The sequence below is a fragment of the Streptomyces sp. WAC 01529 genome, assembly GCF_003945545.1.
Classification (GTDB): domain Bacteria; phylum Actinomycetota; class Actinomycetes; order Streptomycetales; family Streptomycetaceae; genus Streptomyces; species Streptomyces anatolicus.
Genome location: NZ_CP029617.1, coordinates 5,591,031 through 5,613,567, shown reverse-complemented (window position 1 = coordinate 5,613,567; position 22,537 = coordinate 5,591,031). Strand labels below are relative to the sequence as shown.

General features: G+C 69.7%; 22 protein-coding genes. 13 read left to right on the top strand and 9 right to left on the bottom strand.

Going from position 1 to position 22,537, the window contains the following annotated elements:
• Positions 1 to 109 precede the first annotated feature (109 nt).
• Complete coding sequence (locus tag DMA15_RS25250) at positions 110 to 1,516, bottom strand: family 2B encapsulin nanocompartment shell protein (protein WP_125515046.1); 1,407 nt, start codon at positions 1,514 to 1,516, stop codon at positions 110 to 112.
• 251 nt (positions 1,517 to 1,767) lie between these two features.
• Here DMA15_RS25250 and DMA15_RS25245 point away from each other — a divergent pair, with 251 nt between their 5' ends.
• The 3 genes from DMA15_RS25245 (at position 1,768) to DMA15_RS25235 (ending at position 3,817) form a co-directional block, all read left to right on the top strand.
• Positions 1,768 to 2,004, top strand: a complete 237-nt coding sequence (locus tag DMA15_RS25245) for a hypothetical protein (RefSeq protein ID WP_125515045.1) — start codon at positions 1,768 to 1,770, stop codon at positions 2,002 to 2,004.
• Between the two features lie 139 nt (positions 2,005 to 2,143).
• Positions 2,144 to 2,734 carry an N-acetylmuramoyl-L-alanine amidase gene (locus DMA15_RS25240; RefSeq protein WP_125515044.1) on the top strand — a complete coding sequence of 197 codons (591 nt, stop codon included), beginning with the start codon at positions 2,144 to 2,146 and terminating at the stop codon, positions 2,732 to 2,734.
• A gap of 138 nt (positions 2,735 to 2,872) precedes the next feature.
• A complete protein-coding gene (locus DMA15_RS25235; protein ID WP_125515043.1) occupies positions 2,873 to 3,817 on the top strand; it encodes a pyridoxal-phosphate dependent enzyme in 945 nt (314 codons plus the stop codon).
• On the opposite strand, the gene DMA15_RS25230 is transcribed toward DMA15_RS25235, so the two are convergent.
• Positions 3,796 to 5,394 carry a Na+/H+ antiporter gene (locus DMA15_RS25230; RefSeq protein ID WP_125515042.1) on the bottom strand — a complete coding sequence of 533 codons (1,599 nt, stop codon included), beginning with the start codon at positions 5,392 to 5,394 and terminating at the stop codon, positions 3,796 to 3,798. The genes DMA15_RS25235 and DMA15_RS25230 overlap by 22 nt on opposite strands.
• Positions 5,395 to 5,440: 46 nt before the next feature.
• Between DMA15_RS25230 and DMA15_RS25225 the strand changes: the two genes are divergently transcribed.
• The 3 genes from DMA15_RS25225 to DMA15_RS25215 all read left to right on the top strand — a co-directional run bounded on the left by DMA15_RS25225 (position 5,441) and on the right by DMA15_RS25215 (position 7,390).
• Positions 5,441 to 5,701 (top strand): UBP-type zinc finger domain-containing protein, encoded by a 261-nt coding sequence (locus DMA15_RS25225; RefSeq protein ID WP_125515041.1) that lies wholly within the window; start codon positions 5,441 to 5,443, stop codon positions 5,699 to 5,701.
• Positions 5,702 to 5,948: 247 nt separating this feature from the next.
• A complete protein-coding gene (locus DMA15_RS25220) occupies positions 5,949 to 6,362 on the top strand; it encodes an anti-sigma regulatory factor (protein ID WP_030780840.1) in 414 nt (137 codons plus the stop codon).
• Positions 6,359 to 7,390 (top strand): RNA polymerase sigma factor SigF, encoded by a 1,032-nt coding sequence (locus DMA15_RS25215; protein ID WP_125515040.1) that lies wholly within the window; start codon positions 6,359 to 6,361, stop codon positions 7,388 to 7,390. The genes DMA15_RS25220 and DMA15_RS25215 overlap by 4 nt, the downstream gene beginning before the upstream one ends.
• A 35-nt stretch (positions 7,391 to 7,425) precedes the next feature.
• On the opposite strand, the gene DMA15_RS25210 is transcribed toward DMA15_RS25215, so the two are convergent.
• Entirely contained in the window at positions 7,426 to 7,884 is a 459-nt protein-coding gene (locus tag DMA15_RS25210) for a hypothetical protein (RefSeq protein ID WP_125515039.1), read from the bottom strand.
• A 125-nt stretch (positions 7,885 to 8,009) separates the two neighbouring features.
• Between DMA15_RS25210 and DMA15_RS25205 the strand changes: the two genes are divergently transcribed.
• Both DMA15_RS25205 and DMA15_RS25200 read left to right on the top strand, forming a co-directional pair.
• Complete coding sequence (locus DMA15_RS25205; RefSeq protein ID WP_125515038.1) at positions 8,010 to 8,978, top strand: diacylglycerol kinase family protein; 969 nt, start codon at positions 8,010 to 8,012, stop codon at positions 8,976 to 8,978.
• A gap of 316 nt (positions 8,979 to 9,294) precedes the next feature.
• Positions 9,295 to 9,552 carry a WhiB family transcriptional regulator gene (locus DMA15_RS25200; RefSeq protein WP_016639615.1) on the top strand — a complete coding sequence of 86 codons (258 nt, stop codon included), beginning with the start codon at positions 9,295 to 9,297 and terminating at the stop codon, positions 9,550 to 9,552.
• Between the two features lie 211 nt (positions 9,553 to 9,763).
• Here the strand turns inward: DMA15_RS25200 and DMA15_RS25195 are convergent, their stop codons facing one another.
• A complete protein-coding gene (locus DMA15_RS25195) occupies positions 9,764 to 11,230 on the bottom strand; it encodes a PAS domain-containing sensor histidine kinase (protein WP_164551952.1) in 1,467 nt (488 codons plus the stop codon).
• A 345-nt stretch (positions 11,231 to 11,575) separates the two neighbouring features.
• Positions 11,576 to 12,193 (bottom strand): TetR/AcrR family transcriptional regulator, encoded by a 618-nt coding sequence (locus DMA15_RS25190; RefSeq protein ID WP_125515036.1) that lies wholly within the window; start codon positions 12,191 to 12,193, stop codon positions 11,576 to 11,578.
• 93 nt (positions 12,194 to 12,286) lie between these two features.
• Here DMA15_RS25190 and DMA15_RS25185 point away from each other — a divergent pair, with 93 nt between their 5' ends.
• Complete coding sequence (locus tag DMA15_RS25185; RefSeq protein WP_125515035.1) at positions 12,287 to 13,045, top strand: SDR family oxidoreductase; 759 nt, start codon at positions 12,287 to 12,289, stop codon at positions 13,043 to 13,045.
• A gap of 199 nt (positions 13,046 to 13,244) precedes the next feature.
• The gene (nagB, locus tag DMA15_RS25180; RefSeq protein WP_125515034.1) at positions 13,245 to 14,030 is read left to right on the top strand and encodes a glucosamine-6-phosphate deaminase; all 786 of its coding nucleotides are present in this window, start codon (positions 13,245 to 13,247) and stop codon (positions 14,028 to 14,030) included.
• 173 nt (positions 14,031 to 14,203) lie between these two features.
• Here nagB and DMA15_RS25175 read toward each other — a convergent pair whose 3' ends face one another.
• The 4 genes from DMA15_RS25175 to DMA15_RS25160 form a co-directional block, all read right to left on the bottom strand.
• Positions 14,204 to 15,700: a glycoside hydrolase family 3 protein gene (locus DMA15_RS25175; protein WP_125515033.1), complete on the bottom strand. Its 1,497-nt coding sequence runs from the start codon at positions 15,698 to 15,700 to the stop codon at positions 14,204 to 14,206.
• A 6-nt stretch (positions 15,701 to 15,706) separates the two neighbouring features.
• Positions 15,707 to 16,537, bottom strand: a complete 831-nt coding sequence (locus DMA15_RS25170) for a carbohydrate ABC transporter permease (RefSeq protein ID WP_125515032.1) — start codon at positions 16,535 to 16,537, stop codon at positions 15,707 to 15,709.
• Complete coding sequence (locus DMA15_RS25165) at positions 16,534 to 17,523, bottom strand: sugar ABC transporter permease (protein ID WP_125515031.1); 990 nt, start codon at positions 17,521 to 17,523, stop codon at positions 16,534 to 16,536. The genes DMA15_RS25170 and DMA15_RS25165 overlap by 4 nt, the downstream gene beginning before the upstream one ends.
• Before the next feature lie 119 nt (positions 17,524 to 17,642).
• A complete protein-coding gene (locus DMA15_RS25160; RefSeq protein ID WP_125515030.1) occupies positions 17,643 to 18,917 on the bottom strand; it encodes an extracellular solute-binding protein in 1,275 nt (424 codons plus the stop codon).
• A 286-nt stretch (positions 18,918 to 19,203) separates the two neighbouring features.
• Between DMA15_RS25160 and DMA15_RS25155 the strand changes: the two genes are divergently transcribed.
• The 3 genes from DMA15_RS25155 (at position 19,204) to DMA15_RS25145 (ending at position 22,431) form a co-directional block, all read left to right on the top strand.
• Positions 19,204 to 19,986 (top strand): GntR family transcriptional regulator, encoded by a 783-nt coding sequence (locus DMA15_RS25155; RefSeq protein ID WP_125517996.1) that lies wholly within the window; start codon positions 19,204 to 19,206, stop codon positions 19,984 to 19,986.
• A gap of 100 nt (positions 19,987 to 20,086) precedes the next feature.
• Positions 20,087 to 22,237, top strand: coding sequence for a carbon starvation CstA family protein (locus DMA15_RS25150; RefSeq protein ID WP_125515029.1), 2,151 nt, complete (start codon positions 20,087 to 20,089; stop codon positions 22,235 to 22,237).
• Complete coding sequence (locus DMA15_RS25145) at positions 22,234 to 22,431, top strand: YbdD/YjiX family protein (protein ID WP_125515028.1); 198 nt, start codon at positions 22,234 to 22,236, stop codon at positions 22,429 to 22,431. The genes DMA15_RS25150 and DMA15_RS25145 overlap by 4 nt, the downstream gene beginning before the upstream one ends.
• The last annotated feature ends 106 nt before the right edge of the window (positions 22,432 to 22,537 follow it).

Here is a 22,537-nt window from a genome sequence, read left to right as displayed (position 1 = left end):
CCGTCATGGACTCACCCCGAAAAGGAGGGGGACGGTGGCGCTTCCTGGGCCTGTGGGCGCGTACGGAGGGGGTGTACCCCGCGCCGCGGCCACGGACACGGTCCGGGGCTCATGTCCAGCGGCCGATCTCGACGTTCTCCAGGACACCGAGCGCGTCCGGGACCAGCACGGCCGCGGAGTAGTAGGTCGAGACCAGGTACGAGATGATCGCCTGCTCGCTGATGCCCATGAACCGCACCGACAGGCTCGGTTCGATCTCGTCCGGGATGCCGCTCTGCCGCAGGCCGACGACGCCCTGCTCCTCCTCGCCCGTACGCATACAGATGATGGACGTCGTGCGGGCCTCGGTCACCGGGATCTTGTTGCACGGGAAGATCGGCACACCGCGCCAGGTGGGGATCCTGTTGCCCGCGATGTCGATGGTCTCGGGGACGAGTCCGCGCTTGTTGAGCTCGCGGCCGAACGCGGAGATCGCGCGCGGGTGGGCGAGGAAGAGCTTCGACCCGCGCCTGCGGCTGAGCAGTTCGTCCATGTCGTCGGGGCTGGGCACACCCCCGTGGGGCTGGATCCGCTGGTCGTACTCGCAGTTGTTCAGGAGTCCGAACTCGCGGTTGTTGATCAGCTCGTGCTCCTGGCGCTCCTTGAGCGCCTCGACGGTGAGCCGCAGCTGCTGCTCCGTCTGGTTCATCGGCTGGTTGTAGAGGTCGGCCACGCGCGTGTGGACGCGCAGGACGGTCTGGGCGACGCTCAACTCGTACTCGCGCGGGGCAGATTCATAGTCCACGAAAGTGCCCGGCAGAACCGCCTCGCCGACGTGTCCGGCCGAGAGGTCGATGGACGCCTCGCCGTACTTGTTGGTGCGCTGGGGCGGGATGGAGCGCAGCCGGTGGAGGTGGCCGCGCAGTGATTCGCTGCGCTCGGCGACCTGTTCGAGGTCCTGCCTCGGGAGCGTCAGGACCGTACAGGCGGTCACCGCGCGTGTCGTGTACTCCCAGATGGCCTCGGGGTCGAGGAGCGCCGACTCCCCGAAGTAGGAGCCGTCGGCGAGCGTCCCGAGCACCGCGTCGCCGCCGTAGGGGCCGGTGCCGACCTTCTCCACCCGGCCGTGCGCGAGCAGGAAGACCTCGTCCGCCTGGCTGCCGAAGGAGGTCAGGACCTCGCCCGGGGCGAACTCCCGCTGCTGGCACCGCCGGGCCAGCTCGGCCAGCACCTCCTGATCGTCGAAGTCCCGCAGCACCGGCAGCTCGCCCAGCTCCGCGGGGATGACCTCGACCTGGTCCCCCGTCTTCACAAAGGTCACGCGGCCGTCACCGACCGAGTAGCTCAGCCTCCGGTTCACCCGGTACGTACCGCCCTGCACCTGCACCCAGGGCAGCATCCGCAGCAGCCAGCGCGAGCTGATCTCCTGCATCTGCGGTGCCGACTTGGTGGTGGTGGCCAGATTCCGAGCGGCTGATGTGCCGAGGCTCTGCTGCGGCTTCTCCGACTCCGCGCGGATCTCTTCGCCTACCGACATTGCGTGTGCCCTCCCGAGTACCTGCGGTGATCTGCAACCGCCAGCTTTCCAGCACGGAACGTGGCCGCGCCATTACACAAACGAGCGGGAATGGATCACGCGTATGTGGGGCAGGGGGGCCGTTTCCACCCGTCCGGCGCAACCGGCTCGCCCGCTTGAGCGCCGGGAACTGCGAGATCACCGCGGCCGTTGAAGACTTTGCGGGGCGGCACCGCCCGTACCCCTTGGCTTCAACCGGCAGGAGACAGCACATGGCAGGCTTCCTGGATCGCGCCAAAGAGCAGGCGCAGCGGGGCCTCACGCAGGGCAAGCAGAAGCTCGACGAGGTCCAGGAGAAGCGCGCGGGCGACGCCCTCCTGAAGAAGCTCGGCGCCGCGTATTACGCGGAGCGCCGCGGCACCGGCTCCCCGCAGGCCACCCAGCAGGCCCTGGAGTCCCTGGAGTCCCACATCGCGACGCACGGCGACGCCTTCTTGCACGGCACCTGACCGGATCGGCTCGCACGGTGCCCGAACATCACTCGGATGAATTCCGAACGACTGGTCCGGGCACCGGAATTCCGGTACAAGCAGGGCGTATGAGGCGGTTCGCGACCGGCGGCCGTCGCGCCCCGCAAAGGAGGCGGTCATGGCCCCACCCATGTCCGCGGGTCGCTTCTTGGAGGCTCTGCGAGACGAAGGCGTGACCGTCGTCGAAGTAGGCGACTGGGAGCACCACAACCGCAACCACAAGGGGCCCTGGGGCCCCGTGCACGGCGTGATGATCCATCACACCGCCACCTCGGGCAGCGAGCGCACGGTGGAGATCTGCCGCGACGGTCACCCGTCACTGCCCGGCCCGCTCTGTCACGGCGTCATCACCAAGGACGGCTGCGTCCACCTCGTCGGCTACGGCCGCGCCAACCACGCCGGTCTGGGCGACGACGACGTGCTGCGGGCGGTCATCGGCGAGAAGGGCCTGCCGCCGGACAACGAGTCGAACACCGACGGCAACCGCCACTTCTACGGCTTCGAGTGCGAGAACCTCGGCGACGGCGAGGACCCCTGGCCCGAGGTCCAGCTGGACGCCATCGAGCGGGTCTCGGCCGCGATCTGCCGCGTCCACGGCTGGACGGAGCGCTCGGTGATCGGTCACCTGGAGTGGCAGCCGGGCAAGGTCGACCCGCGCGGCTTCACCATGGGCTGGCTGCGGGAGCGCGTCGAGGAACGCCTCAAGTAGCGTCGAGGTCCGCCGCAGGTAACGTCGAGCCTCGAGCAACAACCCGGAGAGGCATGTGATCCGGGATGAGTCCGGGCGCGAGGCTCCTCCACCGAACCGGCCCCTGCCGCACGGCGTGCCGCGGGGGACAATGGCGGGGTGCACTCCACCCCGCCCGCCGGACTGCGACCCCGGCTCCCGTCGCCGTTGCAGCGCGTAGAGGACGACCGTTTCGACCGACACGGCGTGCGGCTGCTGCTCAAGCGGGACGACCTGATCCACCCGGACCTGCCGGGCAACAAGTACCGCAAGCTCGTCCTGAACCTGCGGGCCGCGGCCGACGCGGGCCACGACACCTTGCTGACCTTCGGCGGCGCCTACTCCAACCATCTGCGCGCCACGGCCGCCGCGGGCCGCCTCCTCGGCTTCGCCACCGTCGGTGTCGTGCGCGGCGACGAACTGGCCGGGCGCCCCCTCAACCCCTCTCTGGCCCGCTGCGCGGCCGACGGCATGCGACTGCACTTCGTCGACAGATCGACGTACCGCGCGAAGAGCGAGCCCGGAACGCTGGCGGCGATCCTTGGCGCGGCCGGCGCGGAGAGCGCGTACGTGATCCCGGAGGGCGGCAGCAACGCCCTGGCCGTACAGGGCTGTACGGCTCTCGGCGAGGAGCTGCGCGAGCACACCGATGTGGCGGCCGTGGCCTGCGGCACCGGCGGCACGCTCGCGGGCCTCGCCGCGGGGCTCGGCCCGAACCGGCGGGCCCTTGGCATACCGGTCCTCAAGGGCGGCTTCCTGGGCCCGGAGATACGGGCCCTGCAACGCGAGACGTTCGGCGGGCCGACCGCCAACTGGAGCCTGGACGACCGTTTCCACTGCGGCGGTTACGCCCGTACGCCACCCGAACTCATCGCCTTCGCCGAGGACTTCGAGCGCCGCCACGGCCCGGAAACGGCCCTCTCCGTAGAGCACCTCTACGTCGCCAAGCTGCTCTACGCCCTGACCGCCCTCTCCGAAGAGGGCGCCTTCCCGCCCGGCACCCGCCTCACCGCGGTGATCACCGGCAGCGGCGGGACGCCGGCTCAGTCCTCGACCTCCCGGTAGGCGGCCGCCTCCTCCAGGTCCAGCTTGCGCAGCAGCGTCCGCATCATCTCGTCGTCGATGCGCCGTTCGTCCCGCATCCTCACGAACACCTCGCGCTCGGCGGCGATCGCCTCGCGTGCCAGCCGCCGGTAGGTGTCGTCCGCCGACTCCCCCGTCACCGGGTTGGGTTGGCCGAGCCGTTCCCACACGGAGTTGCGGCGCCGCTCCAGGACGGTGCGCAGACGGTCCTGGAGGGGCCGTGGGAGGCGGTTGCGCTCGTCCCGCATGAGTTCCTCCACGCGGGCCTCCGCGGCCTGCGAGGCGGCGTTCTGCGCCTGCGCCTCGGCGAGCGTCTGCGCCTGCGCGTCCCGGCCGGGCAGTTTCAGGACACGGATCAGCCACGGCAGCGAGAGACCCTGCACGACGAGCGTGCCGATGACCGTGGTGAAGGTCAGAAACAGGACAAGATTGCGCGCGGGGAAGGGCTCCCCGTCCTCCATGACGAGCGGGATCGAGAAGGCGATGGCCAGCGAGACCACGCCCCGCATCCCCGCCCAGCTGACGATCAGGGGCCTGCGCCAGTCCATGTCCTTCTCGCGCTCCCTGATCCGCGCCGACACGGCACGCGGCAGATAGGTGGCCGGGTAGGACCACGCGAACCGCGCCACGACGACGAAGACGAAGACCCCCGCCGCGTACCAGACGGCCTGTCCGACGCTGTACTCGCCGAGCCCCTTGAGCACGATGGGCAGTTGCAGCCCGATGAGCGCGAAGACCGCCGACTCCAGGATGAACGCGACGACCTTCCACACCGCGGCCTCCTGGAGCCGCGTCTCGAAGTCGACCTGCCAGGAGCGGTGTCCCAGGTAGAGGGCGACGACGACCACGGCGAGCACTCCGGAGGCGTGCACCTGTTCCGCGGCGGCGTAGGCGACGAAGGGGATGAGCAGCGAAAGGGTGTTCTGCAGCATCGCCTCCTTGAGGTGGGTGCGCAGCCAGTGGATCGGCACCATCAGGAGCAGCCCGACGCCGACCCCGCCGACGGCGGCCACCAGGAACTCCTGGACGCCGCCCGTCCAGCTCGCGCCCTCCCCGACCGCCGCCGCGAGGGCCACCTTGAAGGCGGTGATCGCGGTCGCGTCGTTCACCAGGGACTCGCCCTGGAGGATGGTGGTGATCCGCGAGGGGAGCCCGACCCTGCGCGCGATGGCGGTGGCCGCGACCGCGTCCGGCGGGGCGATCACGGCACCGAGCACCAGCGCGGCGGTCAGCGGCAGATCGGGGATCAGCAGATAGGCGAGCCAGCCGACGGCGAGCGTCGCGAACAGGACGTAGCCGACCGAGAGCAGCGCGACGGGCCTGATGTTGGCGCGCAGGTCCAGGTAGGAGCTCTCCAGGGCGGCCGTGTGCAGCAGGGGAGGCAGGATCAGCGGCAGCACGATGTGCGGGTCGAGGTGGTAGTCGGGCACCCCGGGGACGTACGAGGCGATGAGCCCCACCCCGACCAGGAGCAGCGGGGCGGGCACGGGTGTCCTGCGCGCGGCCCCCGCCACCATGGCGCTCGCCGCGATCAGTGCCACCAGGGGCAGTACGTCCATCGGCAGACCCCTCCGCCTTCCGCGTTCCCGTCGTAACCTGGCAATCATGAACGAGTGCCCGCACGTGGCAGCGCTGCCGCACCCCGAGGTGGCCCCGCTGAGCGACACGTGCCTCGAGTGCCTGGCGGCCGGCAGTCACCCCGTCCAGCTGCGGCTGTGTCTGGAGTGCGGTCATGTGGGCTGCTGCGACTCCTCGCCGTTCCAGCACGCGACGGCGCACTTCAAGGAGACCTCACACGCAGTGATGAGGACCTTCGAGCCGGGCGAGAGCTGGCGCTGGTGCTTTGTGGACGGTTCGATCGTCTGACGCCTGGGTACGTCAACCCGACGCCCGTTCTTTCCAATTGGGTCCGCCCGACCCCTAGCCACTGTGTGTACTCATATGCTTACTATGAGTGACAGCAACGGGGCGGGGTCCCCGGGACACGGAGCTGGGGAGCGCGATAGCGTCACCGCAGAACTACGTGGTGCGTTACCCGTGTGACGCAGTCCGGACCGCCGCTGGACGGCGGTTCTGGAGCCCCGAAAGTGCTTGTACCACCTTGGAGGTGAGGGTGTCCCAGATCGCAGGCGAGCCCGGGAATCAGGACTTCGTGGAGGTCCGCCTTCCGGCTGCGGGTGCCTACCTGTCGGTGCTGCGGACGGCGACGGCCGGCCTCGCGGCGCGTTTGGACTTCACTCTCGACGAGATCGAGGACCTCCGCATCGCGGTCGACGAGGCCTGCGCGATCCTCCTCCAGCAGGCCGTGCCGGGCTCCGTGCTCAGCTGCGTCTTCCGGCTCGTCGACGACTCGTTGGAGGTGACGGTCTCGGCGCCCACGACCGACGGCCGGGCCCCGGAGCGGGACACCTTCGCCTGGACTGTGCTGTCGGCCCTCGCGGGCCAGGTGGACTCCACCGTCGCCGAGGACAACACCGTCTCGATCAGCCTCTACAAGAAGCGCGGCGCGGGACCCGGGCCGGCGTGAGGGACGGGGACGGGCCGGTGCGTGACGAAGAGCGCGGCACACAGAGTCTGCCCGCCGACGGCAGGGAGGGGGTGCGACCCATGGCCACCGGGATCCCCGAGCAGCAGGCCAAACCTCACCCGGAGGACCCGGGGCAGCCGGGTCCGCTGACGGTGGCCGATGTGTCGGAGCAGGCAGAGCCGACCGCCAAGGACGAGCTCAAGCGGCTCTCCGGCCGGGGCGGCGGGCGACGGGCGGGAAACATGAGCGAGCACGAGCACAGCCGACACGATCCACAGGACCGCAGCGGCGCACGCGCGATGTTCATCGAGCTGCGGGGCCTCGACGACGGCAGTCCGGAGTACGCGGAGCTGCGCAACCAGCTGGTCCGCATGCACCTGCCGCTCGTCGAGCACCTGGCCCGCCGCTTCCGCAACCGCGGCGAGCCCCTGGACGACCTCACCCAGGTCGCCACGATCGGCCTGATCAAGTCCGTGGACCGCTTCGACCCGGAGCGCGGCGTGGAGTTCTCCACGTACGCGACACCGACGGTCGTGGGAGAGATCAAGCGGCACTTCCGCGACAAGGGGTGGGCGGTCCGCGTCCCCCGGCGTCTCCAGGAGCTGCGGCTGGCGCTGACGACGGCCACGGCCGAGCTGTCCCAGCTGCACGGCCGCTCCCCCACGGTGCACGAGCTTGCCGAGAAGCTGGGCATCTCCGAAGAGGAGGTCCTGGAGGGCCTGGAGTCCGCCAACGCCTACTCCACCCTCTCGCTGGACGTCCCCGACACGGACGACGAGTCCCCGGCCGTCGCGGACACCCTGGGCGCCGAGGACGAGGCCCTGGAGGGTGTCGAGTACCGCGAATCCCTCAAGCCACTCCTGGAGGACCTTCCTCCGCGCGAGAAGCGCATCCTGCTCCTGCGCTTCTTCGGCAACATGACCCAGTCGCAGATCGCACAGGAGGTCGGCATCTCCCAGATGCACGTCTCGCGCCTGCTCGCCCGCACGCTCGCGCAGCTGCGCGAGAAGCTCCTGGTGGAGGAGTAACGACTACTGTGGGTAACGGCTACGGTGAGTAGCGGTTACCTCTGGTCCGGTACGTTGCCGGGGCCCCGGATGCCAAGGGCCTCGGTCGTCGCCGGATTGATCAGTAGTACCAGCGCCGCCACCGCCACGATCGCCAGGACGATGCCGGCCGGGATCGCCGCGCTGTCGGCCTGCAGCAGCTGCCAGGCGACCGGCAGCGCCATGATCTGGGTGATGATGGCGGGCCCGCGGCTCCACCGGCGCAGCTTCAGCAGCCCGCGCGCGGCCAGCAGTGGCAGCAGCGCGAGGACGATCAGTGTGATGCCGCCGGTCTCCGCCTGCTGCGGATTGTCGGGCTTGCCCGCGAGGCCCATCACGAGCATGTACACACCTCCGGCGAGCAGGGCGAGGCCCTCCAGCGCGGCAAGGGCCGCGGCCGCGGTCAGCCGAGCGGGACGCGGGCCAGATACGGCCGGTTCCGGGGCTTGGGGGGTGGATTTCCGCTCAGTGCTCACCCCAGCAGGGTAGCCGCGGGCGGATGCGCGCCGCCCCTTGCCCCGGGCCGCCGGACACCCCGGCCGCGGCCCGCCCCGGGACCTCGGTCTAGGCCAGGTAAAGGCCGCTAGGTAGTCTGCTGCGCATGCGTGCACTTCTCGTGGTCAACCCGGCGGCAACCACCACCAGTGCGCGTACGCGTGATGTCCTGGTCCACGCGCTGGCGAGCGAGATGAAGCTCGACGCGGTCACCACGGAGTACCGCGGGCACGCCAGAGACCTGGGCCGGCAGGCCGCGGAGAGCAAGGACATCGAGCTGGTCGTCGCCCTCGGCGGCGACGGCACGGTCAACGAGGTCGTCAACGGCCTGCTGCACCACGGCCCCGACCCGGACCGCCTCCCGCGCCTCGCCGTCGTCCCCGGCGGCTCCACCAACGTCTTCGCCCGCGCCCTGGGGCTGCCGAACGACGCCGTGGAGGCCACCGGCGCCCTTCTCGACGCCCTGCGCGAGGGCAGCGAGCGCACGGTGGGCCTCGGCCTCGCGGGCGGCACACCGGGCACGGAGGACGAGGCGGTGCCCTCGCGCTGGTTCACGTTCTGTGCCGGTCTCGGCTTCGACGGGGGCGTGGTCGGCAGAGTCGAGCAGCAGCGGGAGCTGGGCAGGCGCTCGACGCACGCCCTCTATGTGCGCCAAGTGCTCCGCCAGTTCCTCGACGAGCCCCACCGGCGGCGCGGCATGATCACCGTGGAGCGGCCCGGCGAGGACCCGGTGACGGACCTGGTGATGTCCATAGTCTGCAACACCTCGCCCTACTCCTACCTGGGCAATCGCCCCCTGTACGCGTCACCGCGCGCCTCCTTCGACACGGGTCTGGACGTCCTCGGCCTGAAGAAGCTCTCGACGGCCGCGGTGGCCCGGTACGGCACTCAGCTGCTCACTTCGACACCGGAGCGCGGACCGCACGGTAAGCACGCGGTCACGCTGCACGACCTCACCGACTTCACCTTGCATTCGAAGGTCCCCCTCCCCCTCCAGATGGACGGCGACCACCTCGGACTGCGCACGAGCGTGACGTTCACAGGCGTTCGCCGTGCACTGCGTGTGATTGTGTGAGTGGAAGGGCCTAAAGTCCTTTCACTCGAACGTTTAGGCCAGGGTCCACCCCATGGAAGTACGGCTGTGACCCAGCCGACACTGAGGAATCAAAAAAAACTTTCCTGAAGGGGTTGTATCCGCCGCCGAGGTTTGCGAATCTCTACATGGCGATCGGGACGGCCCGCAACATCGGCCCCACAGAGAGCCAGAACCCCTCCTCCACCAAAGGTCCACACCAGGCGACTGGGCGTCGGCCCTTCCCGTGCGGGGGGATTCGTGAAAGCGTTCACATTCACAAGCAAGCTGAATGTAATACCAAGGAGAGGTAGCAGCCATGGACTGGCGTCACAACGCCGTTTGCCGCGAGGAAGACCCCGAGCTCTTCTTCCCCATCGGCAACACCGGTCCTGCGCTGCTGCAGATCGAGGAAGCCAAGGCCGTCTGCCGCCGCTGCCCCGTCATGGAGCAGTGCCTGCAGTGGGCGCTCGAGTCCGGCCAGGACTCCGGCGTCTGGGGTGGCCTCAGCGAGGACGAGCGCCGTGCAATGAAGCGCCGCGCCGCTCGCAACCGTGCACGCCAGGCCAGCGCCTGACGCCCACGCCCCCCACGAGCCTGAGCTTGGCGGCGCGTACAGCGAGTACGCATCTCCCGCCCCCGAGCCGCAGCCGCGCAGTACCCCCGATGCGCAACGCAACGTGAGCAGTGAGCCCCGGACCACAGAGGTCCGGGGCTCACTGCTGTGCGCTGTGCTCTGTGCTACCGCGCTCTTGAGGCCCGCGACGCTTCCCTTCCGGCCCGCGCCGCTACTTGTCGCCGCTGACCGGGACGTCGAGGATCACCCGCGTGCCGCCGTCCTGGGCGCGGACCATGTCGAAGGTGCCGCCCAGCTCCCCCTCCACCAGGGTGCGCACGATCTGCAGGCCCAGATTGCCGGAGCGGTGCGGGTCGAAGCCGTCGGGCAGGCCGACGCCGTCGTCCTGGACGGTGATCAGCAGCCGTGCGTCCTTGGTCGTGCCGCCGCGCACCGCGGAGACCTCGACCGAACCGGTGTCCCCTTCGCGGAAGCCGTGCTCCAGGGCGTTCTGCAAAATCTCGGTAAGGACCATCGAGAGCGGGGTCGCCACCTCCGCGTCGAGGATGCCGAACCGTCCGGTGCGCCGGCCCACGACCTTGCCGGGCGAGATCTCGGCGACCATCGCGAGGACCCGGTCGGCGATCTCGTCGAACTCCACGCGCTCATCGAGGTTCTGAGAAAGCGTCTCGTGGACGATGGCGATGGAACCCACGCGCCGGACCGCTTCCTCCAGCGCCTCGCGCCCCTTGGCGGAGTCGATGCGGCGGGCCTGGAGGCGCAGCAGCGCGGCGACCGTCTGGAGGTTGTTCTTCACCCGGTGGTGGATCTCCCGGATGGTCGCGTCCTTGGTGATCAACTCGCGCTCGCGGCGGCGGAGTTCCGTGACATCGCGCAGGAGTACGAGGGAACCGATGCGGGGTCCCTTGGGCTTGAGCGGGATCGCGCGCAGCTGGATCACGCCGTCGCCGCCCTCGATCTCGAACTCGCGCGGTGCCCAGCCGCTGGCGACCTTGGCCAGCGCCTCGTCCACCGGACCGCGGGACGGGGCGAGTTCGGCCGTGGCCCTGCCCAGGTGGTGGCCGACCAGGTCGGACGCGAGGCCCAGCCGGTGGTACGCGGAGAGCGCGTTCGGCGACGCGTACTGGACGATGCCGTCGGCGTCGAGCCTGAGCAGACCGTCTCCCACGCGCGGGGACGCGTCCATGTCGACCTGCTGCCCCGGGAAGGGGAACGACCCGGCGGCGATCATCTGTGCGAGGTCGGACGCCGACTGGAGGTAGGTCAGTTCGAGCCGCGAAGGGGTGCGCACGGTCAGCAGGTTGGTGTTCCGCGCGATCACTCCCAGGACGCGTCCTTCCCTGCGTACGGGAATGGACTCGACGCGCACCGGGACCTCCTCGCGCCACTCCGGGTCGCCCTCGCGCACGATGCGGCCCTCGTCCAGAGCGGCGTCCAGGAGGGGGCGGCGACCGCGTGGGACGAGGTGGCCGACCATGTCGTCCTGGTAGGAGGTGGGGCCGGTGTTCGGCCGCATCTGCGCCACGGAGACATAGCGGGTGCCGTCGCGCGTGGGAACCCAGAGCACGAGGTCGGCGAAGGAGAGGTCGGAGAGCAGCTGCCACTCCGAGACCAGCAGATGCAGCCACTCGAGGTCGGAGTCACCGAGAGCGGTGTGCTGGCGGACGAGATCGTTCATGGAGGGCACGTGGGCGAGCGTACCTGGCGCTTACCGCGGGTCCGCCCGGGAGATTTCCTCGACCGGGGCGACTCCCGACGAGCCGCGGCGCCAGGGCGGGACCCTCAACCCGCCCACGGCACCGCAGCCCTTCAGGTGCATCGGCCGCCAGAATGTGCGGTACTGGCCGGCCGATCGGGAGGATCCGACGCGGTCAGGGCAGAGAGCGCCGGGTCCTCGGTCCGCTCTCCTGTGCGGGAAGAGCGGAGGCTTTACCCACGCATTGTGGACTAGACCATTCTCTCATGTCTATGCGTGGGGCAGATCTTTGTCGCGGCGGCGCGGATCGTGGTTTTCCCCCGGCCGTCAGTCCCCATTCTCCGCTACGGAACCCTCCGGCCACGCCGACATGGCGAGATCGGCCACCGCTTCCAGATCCTCCCTGGTGGCGCCGTCCCTGGCCTGCTGGGACATGCCCTGGAAGACCGCCGCCGTGAACCGGGCGAGGGCCGCGGGGTCGGTGTCCGCCGGCAGCTCGCCCGTCGCGACCGCGGCGGCGATACGGGACTCGATGTCCGCCACGTTGGCGTTGCGCCGCTCCCGCAGGGACTCCTCCACCTCCGGCGTCGTGCAGTTGGTGGCCGCGGTGATGACCAGGCAGCCACGGGGGTGGTCCGGGTCGGTGAACTCGGCGGCGGCTTCACGCAGCAGGCGCGCCACACCGCGGCGCGCGGTCGGCTCCTCGTCGAAGGCGCGTCCGCCGAAGGCGCCGTGCGTGACCCCGTACCGCACGACGACCTCGTCGAAGAGGGTCCGCTTGTCGCCGAAGGCGGCGTAGAGGCTCGGCGCCCCGATGCCCATGACGCGCGTCAGATCCGAGACGGAGGTCCCTTCGTACCCGTGTTCCCAGAAGGTGCGGAGCGCCTGCTCCAGGGCCGTCTCGCGGTCGAAGGAGCGGGGGCGTCCACGCTGTTTCGTCGCCATGGGGGGAATTGTATAGCGGCCGCTAGCAAAACGAATCGAGGTGGGGTACGGTTCTTTCTGTAGCGACCACTAGAGAAAGAGGGGGCGTCCGGCATGGGTGCATCCACGGGCAGGCTTGCGGGGAAGACGGCGCTGGTCACGGGCGGGAGCCGGGGCATCGGGCGGGGTATCGCCGAGCGGCTCGGGCGGGACGGGGCACGGGTCGCCGTGCACTACGGCAGCAATGAGGTCGCCGCGAAGGAGACGGTGGCCGCGATCGAGGAGGCGGGCGGCTCCGCCTTCGCGATCGGTGCGGAGCTGGGCGTGCCCGGTGACGCCGAGGCGCTCTGGGCGGAGTTCGACCGGCACGCGCAGGGCCTGGACATCCTGGTGAACAACGCGGGCATCGGGCTGTACAGCCGCGTGGGAGAAGTGGAGGAGGCGGAGTACGACCGGGTGTTCGCCGTCAACGCCAAGGCGCCGTTCTTCATCGTGCAGCAGGGGCTCGACCGCCTGCGGGACGGCGGCCGGATCATCAACATCTCCTCCGGTGTCACCCGCATCGCCTTCCCGATCACCATCGCGTACTCGATGACGAAGGGCGCAGTGAACGTCCTGACCCACACCCTGGCCCAGGAGCTGGGCCCGCGCGGGATCACGGTCAACGCGGTGGCGCCGGGAATCATCGAGACAGAAATGATGGACGGCGCACCCGGGGACCAGCGGGCGGAGATGGCCGGGTATTCGACCTTCAACCGCATAGGACAGCCCGCCGACGTGGCGGACATCGTCGCCTTCGTCGCCTCGGACGACGCGCGGTGGATCACGGGCCAGTACATCGACGCGACGGGAGGGTCGGTGCTGGGGATCTGAGGGCAGGCGCGGTGCCGGAGGCGCGGGCCACTCGCGGAGAGGGGCGGGGCGAGCGCGGACCGCCGCTCAGGGGGCGGCGGCGGGGCGGAGAGGGGAGCATGGAGCGGGGGGAAGACTGGTGTTCTGATGGCGGGGCTCTGCTAGATTGGTCTATACCACCAGTCCTCTTGAGTCCCCTCTCCAGATCGGCAGGCCCAGCGTGGAAGTTGTCATCGTCCCGGACGCCAAGGCAGGCGGCGAGCTCATCGCGGAGGCCATGGCCGCCCTGGTGCGCCGTAAGCCTGACGCCCTGCTCGGTGTCGCCACCGGATCCACTCCCCTGCCCACCTATGAGGCGCTGGCCGCCAAGGTCGCCGCTGGTGCCGTGGACGCCTCGCGGGCGCGGATCTGCCAGCTCGACGAGTATGTGGGGCTGCCGGTCGGGCACCCCGAGTCGTACCGCTCCGTGGTGCTGCGCGAGGTCGTCGAGCCGCTCGGGCTGGGCGAGGCCTCCTTCATGGGCCCCGACGGCAGCGCCGAGGACGTGCAGGCGGCGTGCGAGGCGTACGACAAGGCGCTCGGCGAGGCCGGCGGGGTCGACCTCCAGCTCCTTGGGATCGGGACCGACGGGCACATCGGGTTCAACGAGCCCTGCTCCTCGCTCGCCTCGCGTACGCGCATCAAGACGCTGACCGAGCAGACGCGGGTGGACAACGCGCGCTTCTTCGACGGGGACATCGAGCAGGTCCCCCACCACGTCATCACCCAGGGCATCGGGACGATCCTGGAGGCGCGGCACCTGGTGCTGCTGGCCACGGGTGAGGGCAAGGCGGACGCGGTGGCGGCGACGGTGGAGGGGCCGGTCGCCTCGGTCGTTCCGGCGTCGGCGCTTCAGCTGCATCCGCATGCCACGGTCGTCGTCGACGAGGCCGCCGCCTCCAAGCTGAAGCTCGCGGACTACTTCCGGCAGACCTACGCCGCCAAGCCGGGGTGGCAGGGCCTGTAAGAGCATTCCGCTCATGACGAGGGGGCGCACCCGGCCGGGTGCGCCCCCTCGTCATATCGCCGACCGCATATCGCCGACCGCCGGCCATCAGCCGGAGGCCCATCAGCAGGCGGCGCCGTCAGTCCTCGGCCGCCAGCCGTCAGCCGTCGGTCTCAGTCGTCAGCCGTCGGCCGTCAGCCGCCGGTGATGACCTCCGCCGCCGCCTCGCCGCAGACTCGCGCCGCGCCCCGCGTCGCGATGTGGAGGGCGCCGGTCGGGGTGGACTGGGGGACGCCCATCTCCACCACCACGGTGTCGGGGCGGGATGCCACGAGGGTGCGTACCGCCGAGGACATCCACGCGTGGCGGTGCTCGTCGCGGACCACCGCGATGATGCGGCGCTGACCCGCCGCCGCCAGGGCCTCCGCGCCCGCCGCGGCGCCGGAGAAGCTGCCCGACGCCGTGCCGGGGAGGCGGCGTTCCAGCTCGGCGGTGACGCCCCATGGGGTCTCGTCGCCGACCGCGATGTTCGGGAGCGGGGTGAAGGTGGCGACGTAGGGAGGCTCGGTGACCGGGGCCGCGTAGGTCTCGCCGCGGGTGACCGTCAGCGCGCGGCGGGCCGCGATCAGGCCGATTCCGGTGTCGGGCGCGCCCCCCGAACGCTCGGCCGCGCCCGACACGGAAGCCCAGCCCGCCAGGGTCCGCACGCGGTCCGCGGCGTCGGCCAGACGTTCCTCGGGCAGTTCGCCCGAGCGCACCGCCGCGACGAAGGCGTCCCGCAGTCGCAGGACGGTGCCCTCGTCCGAGGGGCCGCCGCCCACACAGATCGCGTCGGCGCCCGCGGCGACGGCGAGGACGCAGCCGCGCTCGAAGCCGTAGCGGCCCGCGATGGCCTCCATGTCCATGCCGTCGGTGACGATCAGGCCGTCGTAGCCGAGTTCCCCGCGCAGGAGGTCGGTGAGGATGCGGCGGGAGACCGTCCCGGGGTTCTCCGGGTCCAGGGCGGGGGCGAGGATGTGGGCGCTCATCACGGCCCGCGTGCCGGCGGCGAGGGCGGCGCGGAACGGCGCGAGGTCGCGGGAGTTCAGCACGTCCCGGTCGACGTCGATGACCGGCACGGAGTGGTGCGAGTCGATCGCCGTGTCGCCGTGCCCCGGGAAGTGCTTGGCGGAGGTGGCGACGCCGGACGACTGCATGCCCTCGATGTACGCGGCGGTGTGCCGGGCGACGAGGAGGGGGTCCGCGCCGAAGGAACGTACTCCGATGACGGGGTTGTCGGGGTTGGCGTTGACGTCGGCGGACGGCGCCCAGTTGAAGTTGATGCCGCAGGCGGCCAGGCGGCGGCCGAGGTCGGCGGCCACGTCACGGGTGAGCGCGGTGTCGTCGACGGCGCCGAGTGCGTGGTTGCCCGGGTAGGAGGAGCCGGTGCGCACCTCCAGGCGGGTGACGTCGCCGCTCTCCTCGTCGATGGCGACCAGCAGGTCGTCGCGTTCGGCCCGCAGCTGCGCGGTGAGGGCGGCGACCTGCTCGGCGGTCTCGACGTTGCGGCCGAACAGGCCGACGGAGGCGAGGCCTTCGCCGATCCTGCGGCGCAGCCACTCCGGTGCGGTGGTGCCGTCGAAGCCGGGCTGGAGGACGGCCAGGGCGTTGCGGGTGAGCGTGTCCCCGGCGGGCGTGGCAAGTGTCGTCATCAGGCGTTATCCCTTCACTGCGCCATCGGCCAGGCCGCTGACGGCCCTGCGCTGCAGGAAGACGAAGAGGATCAGGATGGGGAGGGCGAAGAGCGAGGCCGCGGCCATCGTGGCGCCCCAGTCGTCGCCGAAGGCGGTCTGGAAGCTGGAGAGCCACACCGGCAGGGTCTTGGCGTCCGCTTCCTTGTTGAGCACGAGGACCAGCGGGAACTCGTTCCAGGCGGTGATGAAGCCGAAGAGCGAGGTCGACATCAGGCCCGGCGCGAGCAGCGGCAGGATCACCCGGCGGAAGGCCTGCATGCGCGTACAGCCGTCGACCATGGCGGACTCCTCCAGCTCCTTGGGCACGGCGGCGACGAAGCCGCGCAGCGTCAGGAGGGTGAAGGGCAGGATCATCACCATGTAGAAGAGGGTGAGCGGGATCAGGCTGTTCAGCATGTCCGCGTCGCGCACGATCATGTAGATCGCGATGACCATGACTTCCCAAGGCGCCATCTGGGCGAGCATGAAGCCGATGATGAAGCCGCGCCGTCCCTTGAAGCGCATCCGCGCGAGGGCGAACGCCGCGGTGACGCCGATGATGAGCGAGAAGACGACCGCGCCGGCCGTGACGGTGATCGAGTTGCCGACCATCGTCCAGAAGTGGTCGGCGTCCATCGCCGTCTTGAAGTGTTCGAGCGTGGCGTCGGTCGGGAACCAGACCGGGTCCTCGCTGAGGATGTCGCCGGCCGGCTTGAACGCCGTCGCGAACATCCAGTAGACGGGGAAGACGAAGATCAGGAAGAGAACGACGGCGGTCAGATTGGGCCAGATCCGGCCCAGCGGCGAGCGCTTCACAGCTCGTCCTCCTCTTGCTTGAGCACGATCCGCAGGTAGTACGAGGTGATGGCCAGCAGGATGACGATGGTGAGCAGCGCGATCGCCGCGCCCATGCCGAAGTGCTGGTTGCCCATGCCCTCGATGTAGGCGTAGACGGGCAGGATCTCGGTGAGCCGGTCAGGGCCGCCCTCGTTGAGCGTGAAGACCTGCACGAACGCCTTGAAGACCCAGATGATCTCCAGGAACGTCGTGGCGTAGAGGAAGGGCCGCAGGTACGGCATGGTGACCGAGGTGAACTGCTTCCAGGCCCCGGCGCCGTCCAGCGAGGCGGCCTCGTACAGCTCCTTGGGGATGGTCGTGGTGGCCGCGTAGAGGTTGATCGCCACGAAGGGGATCGACTGCCAGACGATCAGGAGCAGCACCACGAAGAAGGTCGAGTACTGCGTGGCCAGCCAGTCGTGGTCGGCCATCGACTCGAAGCCGATCTTGGCGAGTACCCAGTTGACGACGCCGAAGCGCTGCGCGAAGAGCCATTGGTAGACGGTGGTCGAGGCGACGACGGGCATCGCCCAGGCCAGCACGAGGCCGACCATGAGCAGCGTGCGCATCTTGCGGCCGAGGCGGGCCAGGAGCAGGCCGACCAGCGTGCCGAGGATCATGATGAGTACGACGTTGGCCGCGGTGAAGACGACCGAGCGGCCGGTGACCCGCCAGAAGTCCTCGCCGGTGAGGACCTCCTTGTAGTTGTCGAATCCGTTCCACTCCGTGAGGTGCAGGATGAACTGCCTCATGTTGAGGTTCTGGAACGACAGCATCCCGTTGGTCACCAGCGGCCAGCCGAGCAGCAGCAGGGTGGCGACGATCGCGGGGGCCAGGAGCAGATAGGGCGTCAGGCCGGCGAGACGTCCTGGGCCCCTGCGCGGGCCACGTGGTCGTGGTCCGCCGTCCGGAGTCTGCACCTCCGTCGGGCCGGAGGGCGGCCGTTCGGTCTTCTGCACGGTCATGCTCGCCATCTCTTTCGTGGGCATCGCGGTACGCAGAGGCGTGGGCTGCGCGGAACGCAGAGGTGAGCCGGGGGCGGCGAGGGCATCTCACCCGCCGCCCCCGGCAAGGGAGGTGCCGTCTACTGCTTCTGCGACAGGCGCTTGTTCAGCTCGCCCTCGACCTGCTCGGCGGCGGCCGCGGGCGACTTACCGTTGAGCACCGCGGTCATGTAGTTCTTGATCGGGTTCGGCGGGTTCTCGACCGCGCCCCACTCCGGGATCAGCGGGGTGATGCCGCCGCCGGGGGTGGCGGGGGACATGGCCTTGGCGGCCGGGTTGCCCGCGAGCGAAGACTTCAGGGACTCCTTGTTCGGGATGACGCCGCCTTCCTTGGCGAACTGACCCTCGAACTTGTCCGACAGCGCGATCTTCAGGAACTCCTTGGCCAGCTCCTGCTTCTTGCTGGTCGCGGCGATGGCGAGGTTGGAGCCGCCGAGGAAGACGCCCTCGGGCTTGTCCGCCGTGGCGCCCGGGATCGTGAAGTAGCCGATGTCCTTCGCGATCTTCTTGTCGGCCTTGATGGCCAGGTCGGCCTCCCACGGCATGCCGATGAACGTGGCGGTCTTGCCCTTGCCGAAGACCTCGCCCTGCTGCGGCGTGGCCTCGTCCTTGTTCTTGGGGGCCTTGGAGAGCTTCTGGAACTCCTGGTACGTCTTCATGGCCTTGGCGACCTTGGGGTCACCGAGGTTGGAGACGTACTTGTCGCCGTCCTTCTTGACCAGCTCGGCGCCCTCGCCGATGGTCAGGCCGACGAAGTGGTACCAGAACTGGCCCGGCATGTAGATCGGCTCGGCGTCGGTCTTCTCGCCGATCTGCTTGAGGTCCTTGAGGAACTCGGCGCGGGTCTTGGGGGTGTCCTTGATGCCGGCCTCGGCCCAGATCTTCTTGTTGTAGATCACCACGCGGTTGAGGACGAACCACGGGGCGGCGTACTGCTTGCCGTCGACGACGGAGGCCTTGTTCATGGAGTCGGTCCAGTCGGCGCCGATCGACTCCTTGAGGTCACCCAGCTCGGCGAGGCCGCCCGTCTTGGCGTACGCGGCGGTCTGGGTGTTGCCGATCTCGAAGACGTCCGGCGGGTTCTCCTCGGAGAGGGCCGTGGTCAGCTTCTGCTGGATGCCGTTCCACTGCTGGACCTCGAACTTCAGCTTCGCGCCGGTCTTCTTCTCGAAGGCCGCCGTGACATCCTTCTGCCACTTGTCCGGCGTCGAACCGTCCATCGCCCAGAGCGTCAGCGTCTCGCCCTTGAAGCCGTCGGCCCCGCCGGACTTCTTGTCCCCGTCGTCACTGCCGCAGGCCGCGACCGAGACCAACATGCCCGCGACACCGATGGCCGCTATGAGCTTGCGCTTCACGTCACCCTCCTCAAGGGATGCCAGTCAACCCCCCACCCGCAGCGACCGAATGGACCGAGATCTGCCCGTGGGACTGGAACCTGGTCTTTAATGGTGTAGACCAGTACGGGGAGCTTGGCCTAGACCTTTAGGGGTGTCAAGGGTGTATAAGAAGGGCTGTCACGTCCGTTATCGGACCGACACCTGAGCGGGCAAAGCCTGCTCGGCCCGTACCGTGCCACGATGTGAGCCGCGACAGACGGAGGAGCCGGTGACGGCAGCAGCACAGGAGCCGGGAAGGCAGGCCATGGGCACCGAAGCGGGCAGTACCGGGACCGATGCGGGCGCAGCCGCGGAGGCCCCGACCGTCGGCCGGACGGCGCGCGTGCCCAAGTACTACCGCCTGAAGCGGCACTTGCTCGACATGACGGAGACGCTGCCGCCCGGCACCCCCGTCCCCCCGGAGCGCACGCTCGCCGCCGAGTTCGACACCTCGCGCACGACGGTCCGCCAGGCCCTCCAGGAGCTGGTCGTCGAGGGCCGCCTGGAGCGCATCCAGGGCAAGGGCACCTTCGTCGCCAAGCCGAAGGTCTCCCAGGCACTGCAACTCACCTCGTACACCGAGGACATGAGGGCCCAGGGCCTGGAGCCGACCTCCCAGCTCCTGGACGTCGGCTACATCACCGCCGACGACACCCTCGCCGGTCTGCTCGACATCGGCGCGGGCAGCCGCGTCCTGCGCATCGAGCGGCTGCGGCTGGCCAACGGCGAGGCGATGGCCATCGAGACCACGCACCTGTCCGCCAAGCGCTTCCCCGCCCTGCGCCGCTCCCTGGTCAAGTACACCTCGCTCTACACCGCGCTCGCCGAGGTGTACGACGTCCATCTCGCCGAGGCCGAGGAGACCATCGAGACCTCGCTGGCCACCCCGCGCGAGGCGGGCCTGCTCGGCACCGACGTCGGCCTGCCGATGCTGCTGCTCTCCCGGCACTCGCTGGACGCCGCGGGCCGGCCGGTGGAGTGGGTCCGCTCGGTCTACCGCGGCGACCGCTACAAATTCGTGGCCCGCCTCAAGCGCCCCACGGACTGACCCGCGCACCGGGGGTCTGGCGCGGATCACTTCCCTGTTCTACGTTCCTCCCGTCATCGCGTGACGCACGTCATCGCACGATGAACGGGAGGACGACCCGGTGCGCAGAGCAGATCCCCGATCCATCGCCGTCTGGACCGTCGTGGCGCTGGTCGGCGCCACTGGCTGGACCGTCCTGGCGCTCGCGCGCGACGAGGAGGTGTCGGCCGCCTGGATGGTGGCGGCGGCCCTCGGCTCGTACGCCATCGCGTACCGCTTCTACTCCAAGTTCATCGCCTACCGGGTCCTGAGGGTCGACGCGCGCCGGGCCACGCCCGCCGAACGGCTCGACAACGGCATCGACTACCACCCGACCGACCGCCGCGTCCTGCTCGGCCACCACTTCGCGGCGATCGCGGGCGCGGGGCCGCTGGTGGGGCCCGTGCTCGCCGCCCAGATGGGGTATTTGCCGGGGACGATCTGGATCGTCGTCGGCGTGATCTTCGCGGGTGCCGTGCAGGACATGGTCGTCCTGTTCTTCTCGACGCGGCGCGACGGCAAGTCGCTCGGGCAGATGGCGCGGGACGAGATCGGGCCGTTCGGCGGGGCCGCCGCGCTGCTCGCCGCATTCGCCATCATGATCATCCTGCTCGGGGTGCTCGCCCTGGTGATCGTCAACGCGCTCGCCGAGTCGCCGTGGGGCACCTTCTCCATCGCGATGACCATCCCGATCGCGCTGCTGATGGGCTTCTACCTGCGCGTCCTGCGTCCGGGCCGGGTCAGCGAGGTCTCCCTCATCGGTATCGCGCTGCTGCTGATCGCACTGGTCGCCGGGCGCTGGGTCGCCGAGTCCTCGCTCGCGGACACCTTCACGCTCGCGCCCTCGACGCTGGTGGTCTGGCTGGTCGCGTACGGCTTCGTCGCCTCGATCCTGCCGGTGTGGATGCTGCTCGCGCCGCGCGACTACCTCTCCACCTTCATGAAGATCGGCACCATCCTGCTGCTCGCGCTCGGCGTCCTCGTCACCCTGCCGACGCTGAAGATGGACCCGGTGACCGACTTCGCCTCGCGCGGCGACGGGCCGGTCTTCGCGGGCTCGCTCTTCCCCTTCGTCTTCATCACCATCGCGTGCGGGGCGCTCTCCGGCTTCCACGCGCTGATCTCCTCGGGCACGACGCCGAAGATGATCCAGAAGGAGACGCAGGTCCGGATGATCGGATACGGCTCCATGCTGATGGAGTCGGCCGTGGCGATCATGGCGCTCGTCGCGGCGTCGATCATCGACCCGGGTCTGTACTTCGCGATGAACGCACCGGCGGGTGTCGTCGGCGACACCGTGCAGGAGGCGTCGAAGGCGGTCGCGGGCTTCGGCTACTCCATCTCCCCCGCCGAGCTGGCGCAGGCCGCGAAGAACGTGGAGGAGTCCTCGCTGCTCTCGCGCACGGGCGGCGCGCCCACGCTCGCGGTCGGTGTCTCCGAGATCTTCTCGAAGGTCACCGGCGGCTCGATGCGGGCCTTCTGGTACCACTTCGCGATCATGTTCGAGGCGCTCTTCATCCTCACCGCGCTCGACGCGGGCACGCGCGTGGGCCGCTTCATGCTCCAGGACATGCTCGGCAACGTCTACAAGCCCTTCAGGAACGTGAGCTGGAAGCCGGGGCTCATCCTGACCAGCGCGGCCGTCACCGGCCTCTGGGGCTACTTCCTGTGGGTGGGCGTGCACGAGCCGCTCGGCGGGATCAACCAGCTCTTCCCGATCTTCGGCATCGCCAACCAGCTCCTCGCCGCCGTCGCCCTCACCGTCTGCACCACGCTGCTCGTGAAGTCCGGCCGCCTCAAGTGGGCCTGGATCACGGCGGTCCCGCTCGCCTGGGACGCGACGGTGACGCTCACCGCGAGCTGGCAGAAGGTCTTCTCCGGCGACCGGCGGGTCGGCTTCTTCACCCAGCGCTCGATCTACCAGGACGCCATCGACGACGGCAAGGTCCTGCCGCCCGCCAAGTCCATGGACGACATGCACACCATCGTCACCAACTCCACGGTCGACGGCGTCCTTTCGGCCGTGCTCGCCCTGCTCATCGTCATCGTGATCGTCGACGCGGCCCGGGTCTGCTACCGGCACATCAGCGACCCCGAGGCGTCCCGGCTGAGCGAAGCGCCCTTCGTGGAGTCGCGGTTGACGGCACCGGCCGGCCTCTTCCCGACGCCGGAGGAGAAACGGGAGGCCCTGGAGAAGGCGGACAGCCTGGAGAAGGCGGAGCCGACGCGATGACCTGGCTGCTGCGGGGCGTGCGCTGGATGCGGTGGTACGTCCGCGAACTGACCGACGAGTCGGCGTACGAGCGGTACGTGGCGCACGTGCGCAAGGACCATCCGGCGGCGACCGTTCTCAGCCGCCGCGCGTTCGAGCGTATGCGGACGGACCGCCAGGAGTCGGATCCCCGCCAGGGGTTCCGCTGCTGCTGAGCAGGGAGTTCGACCCCTCCGACATACGTCCGTTATACGGACAGGGGTTCCGTACACCGAGACCGTGGCTTAGATTTCCCGCACGTCAAGCACGGGATCAGTGAGG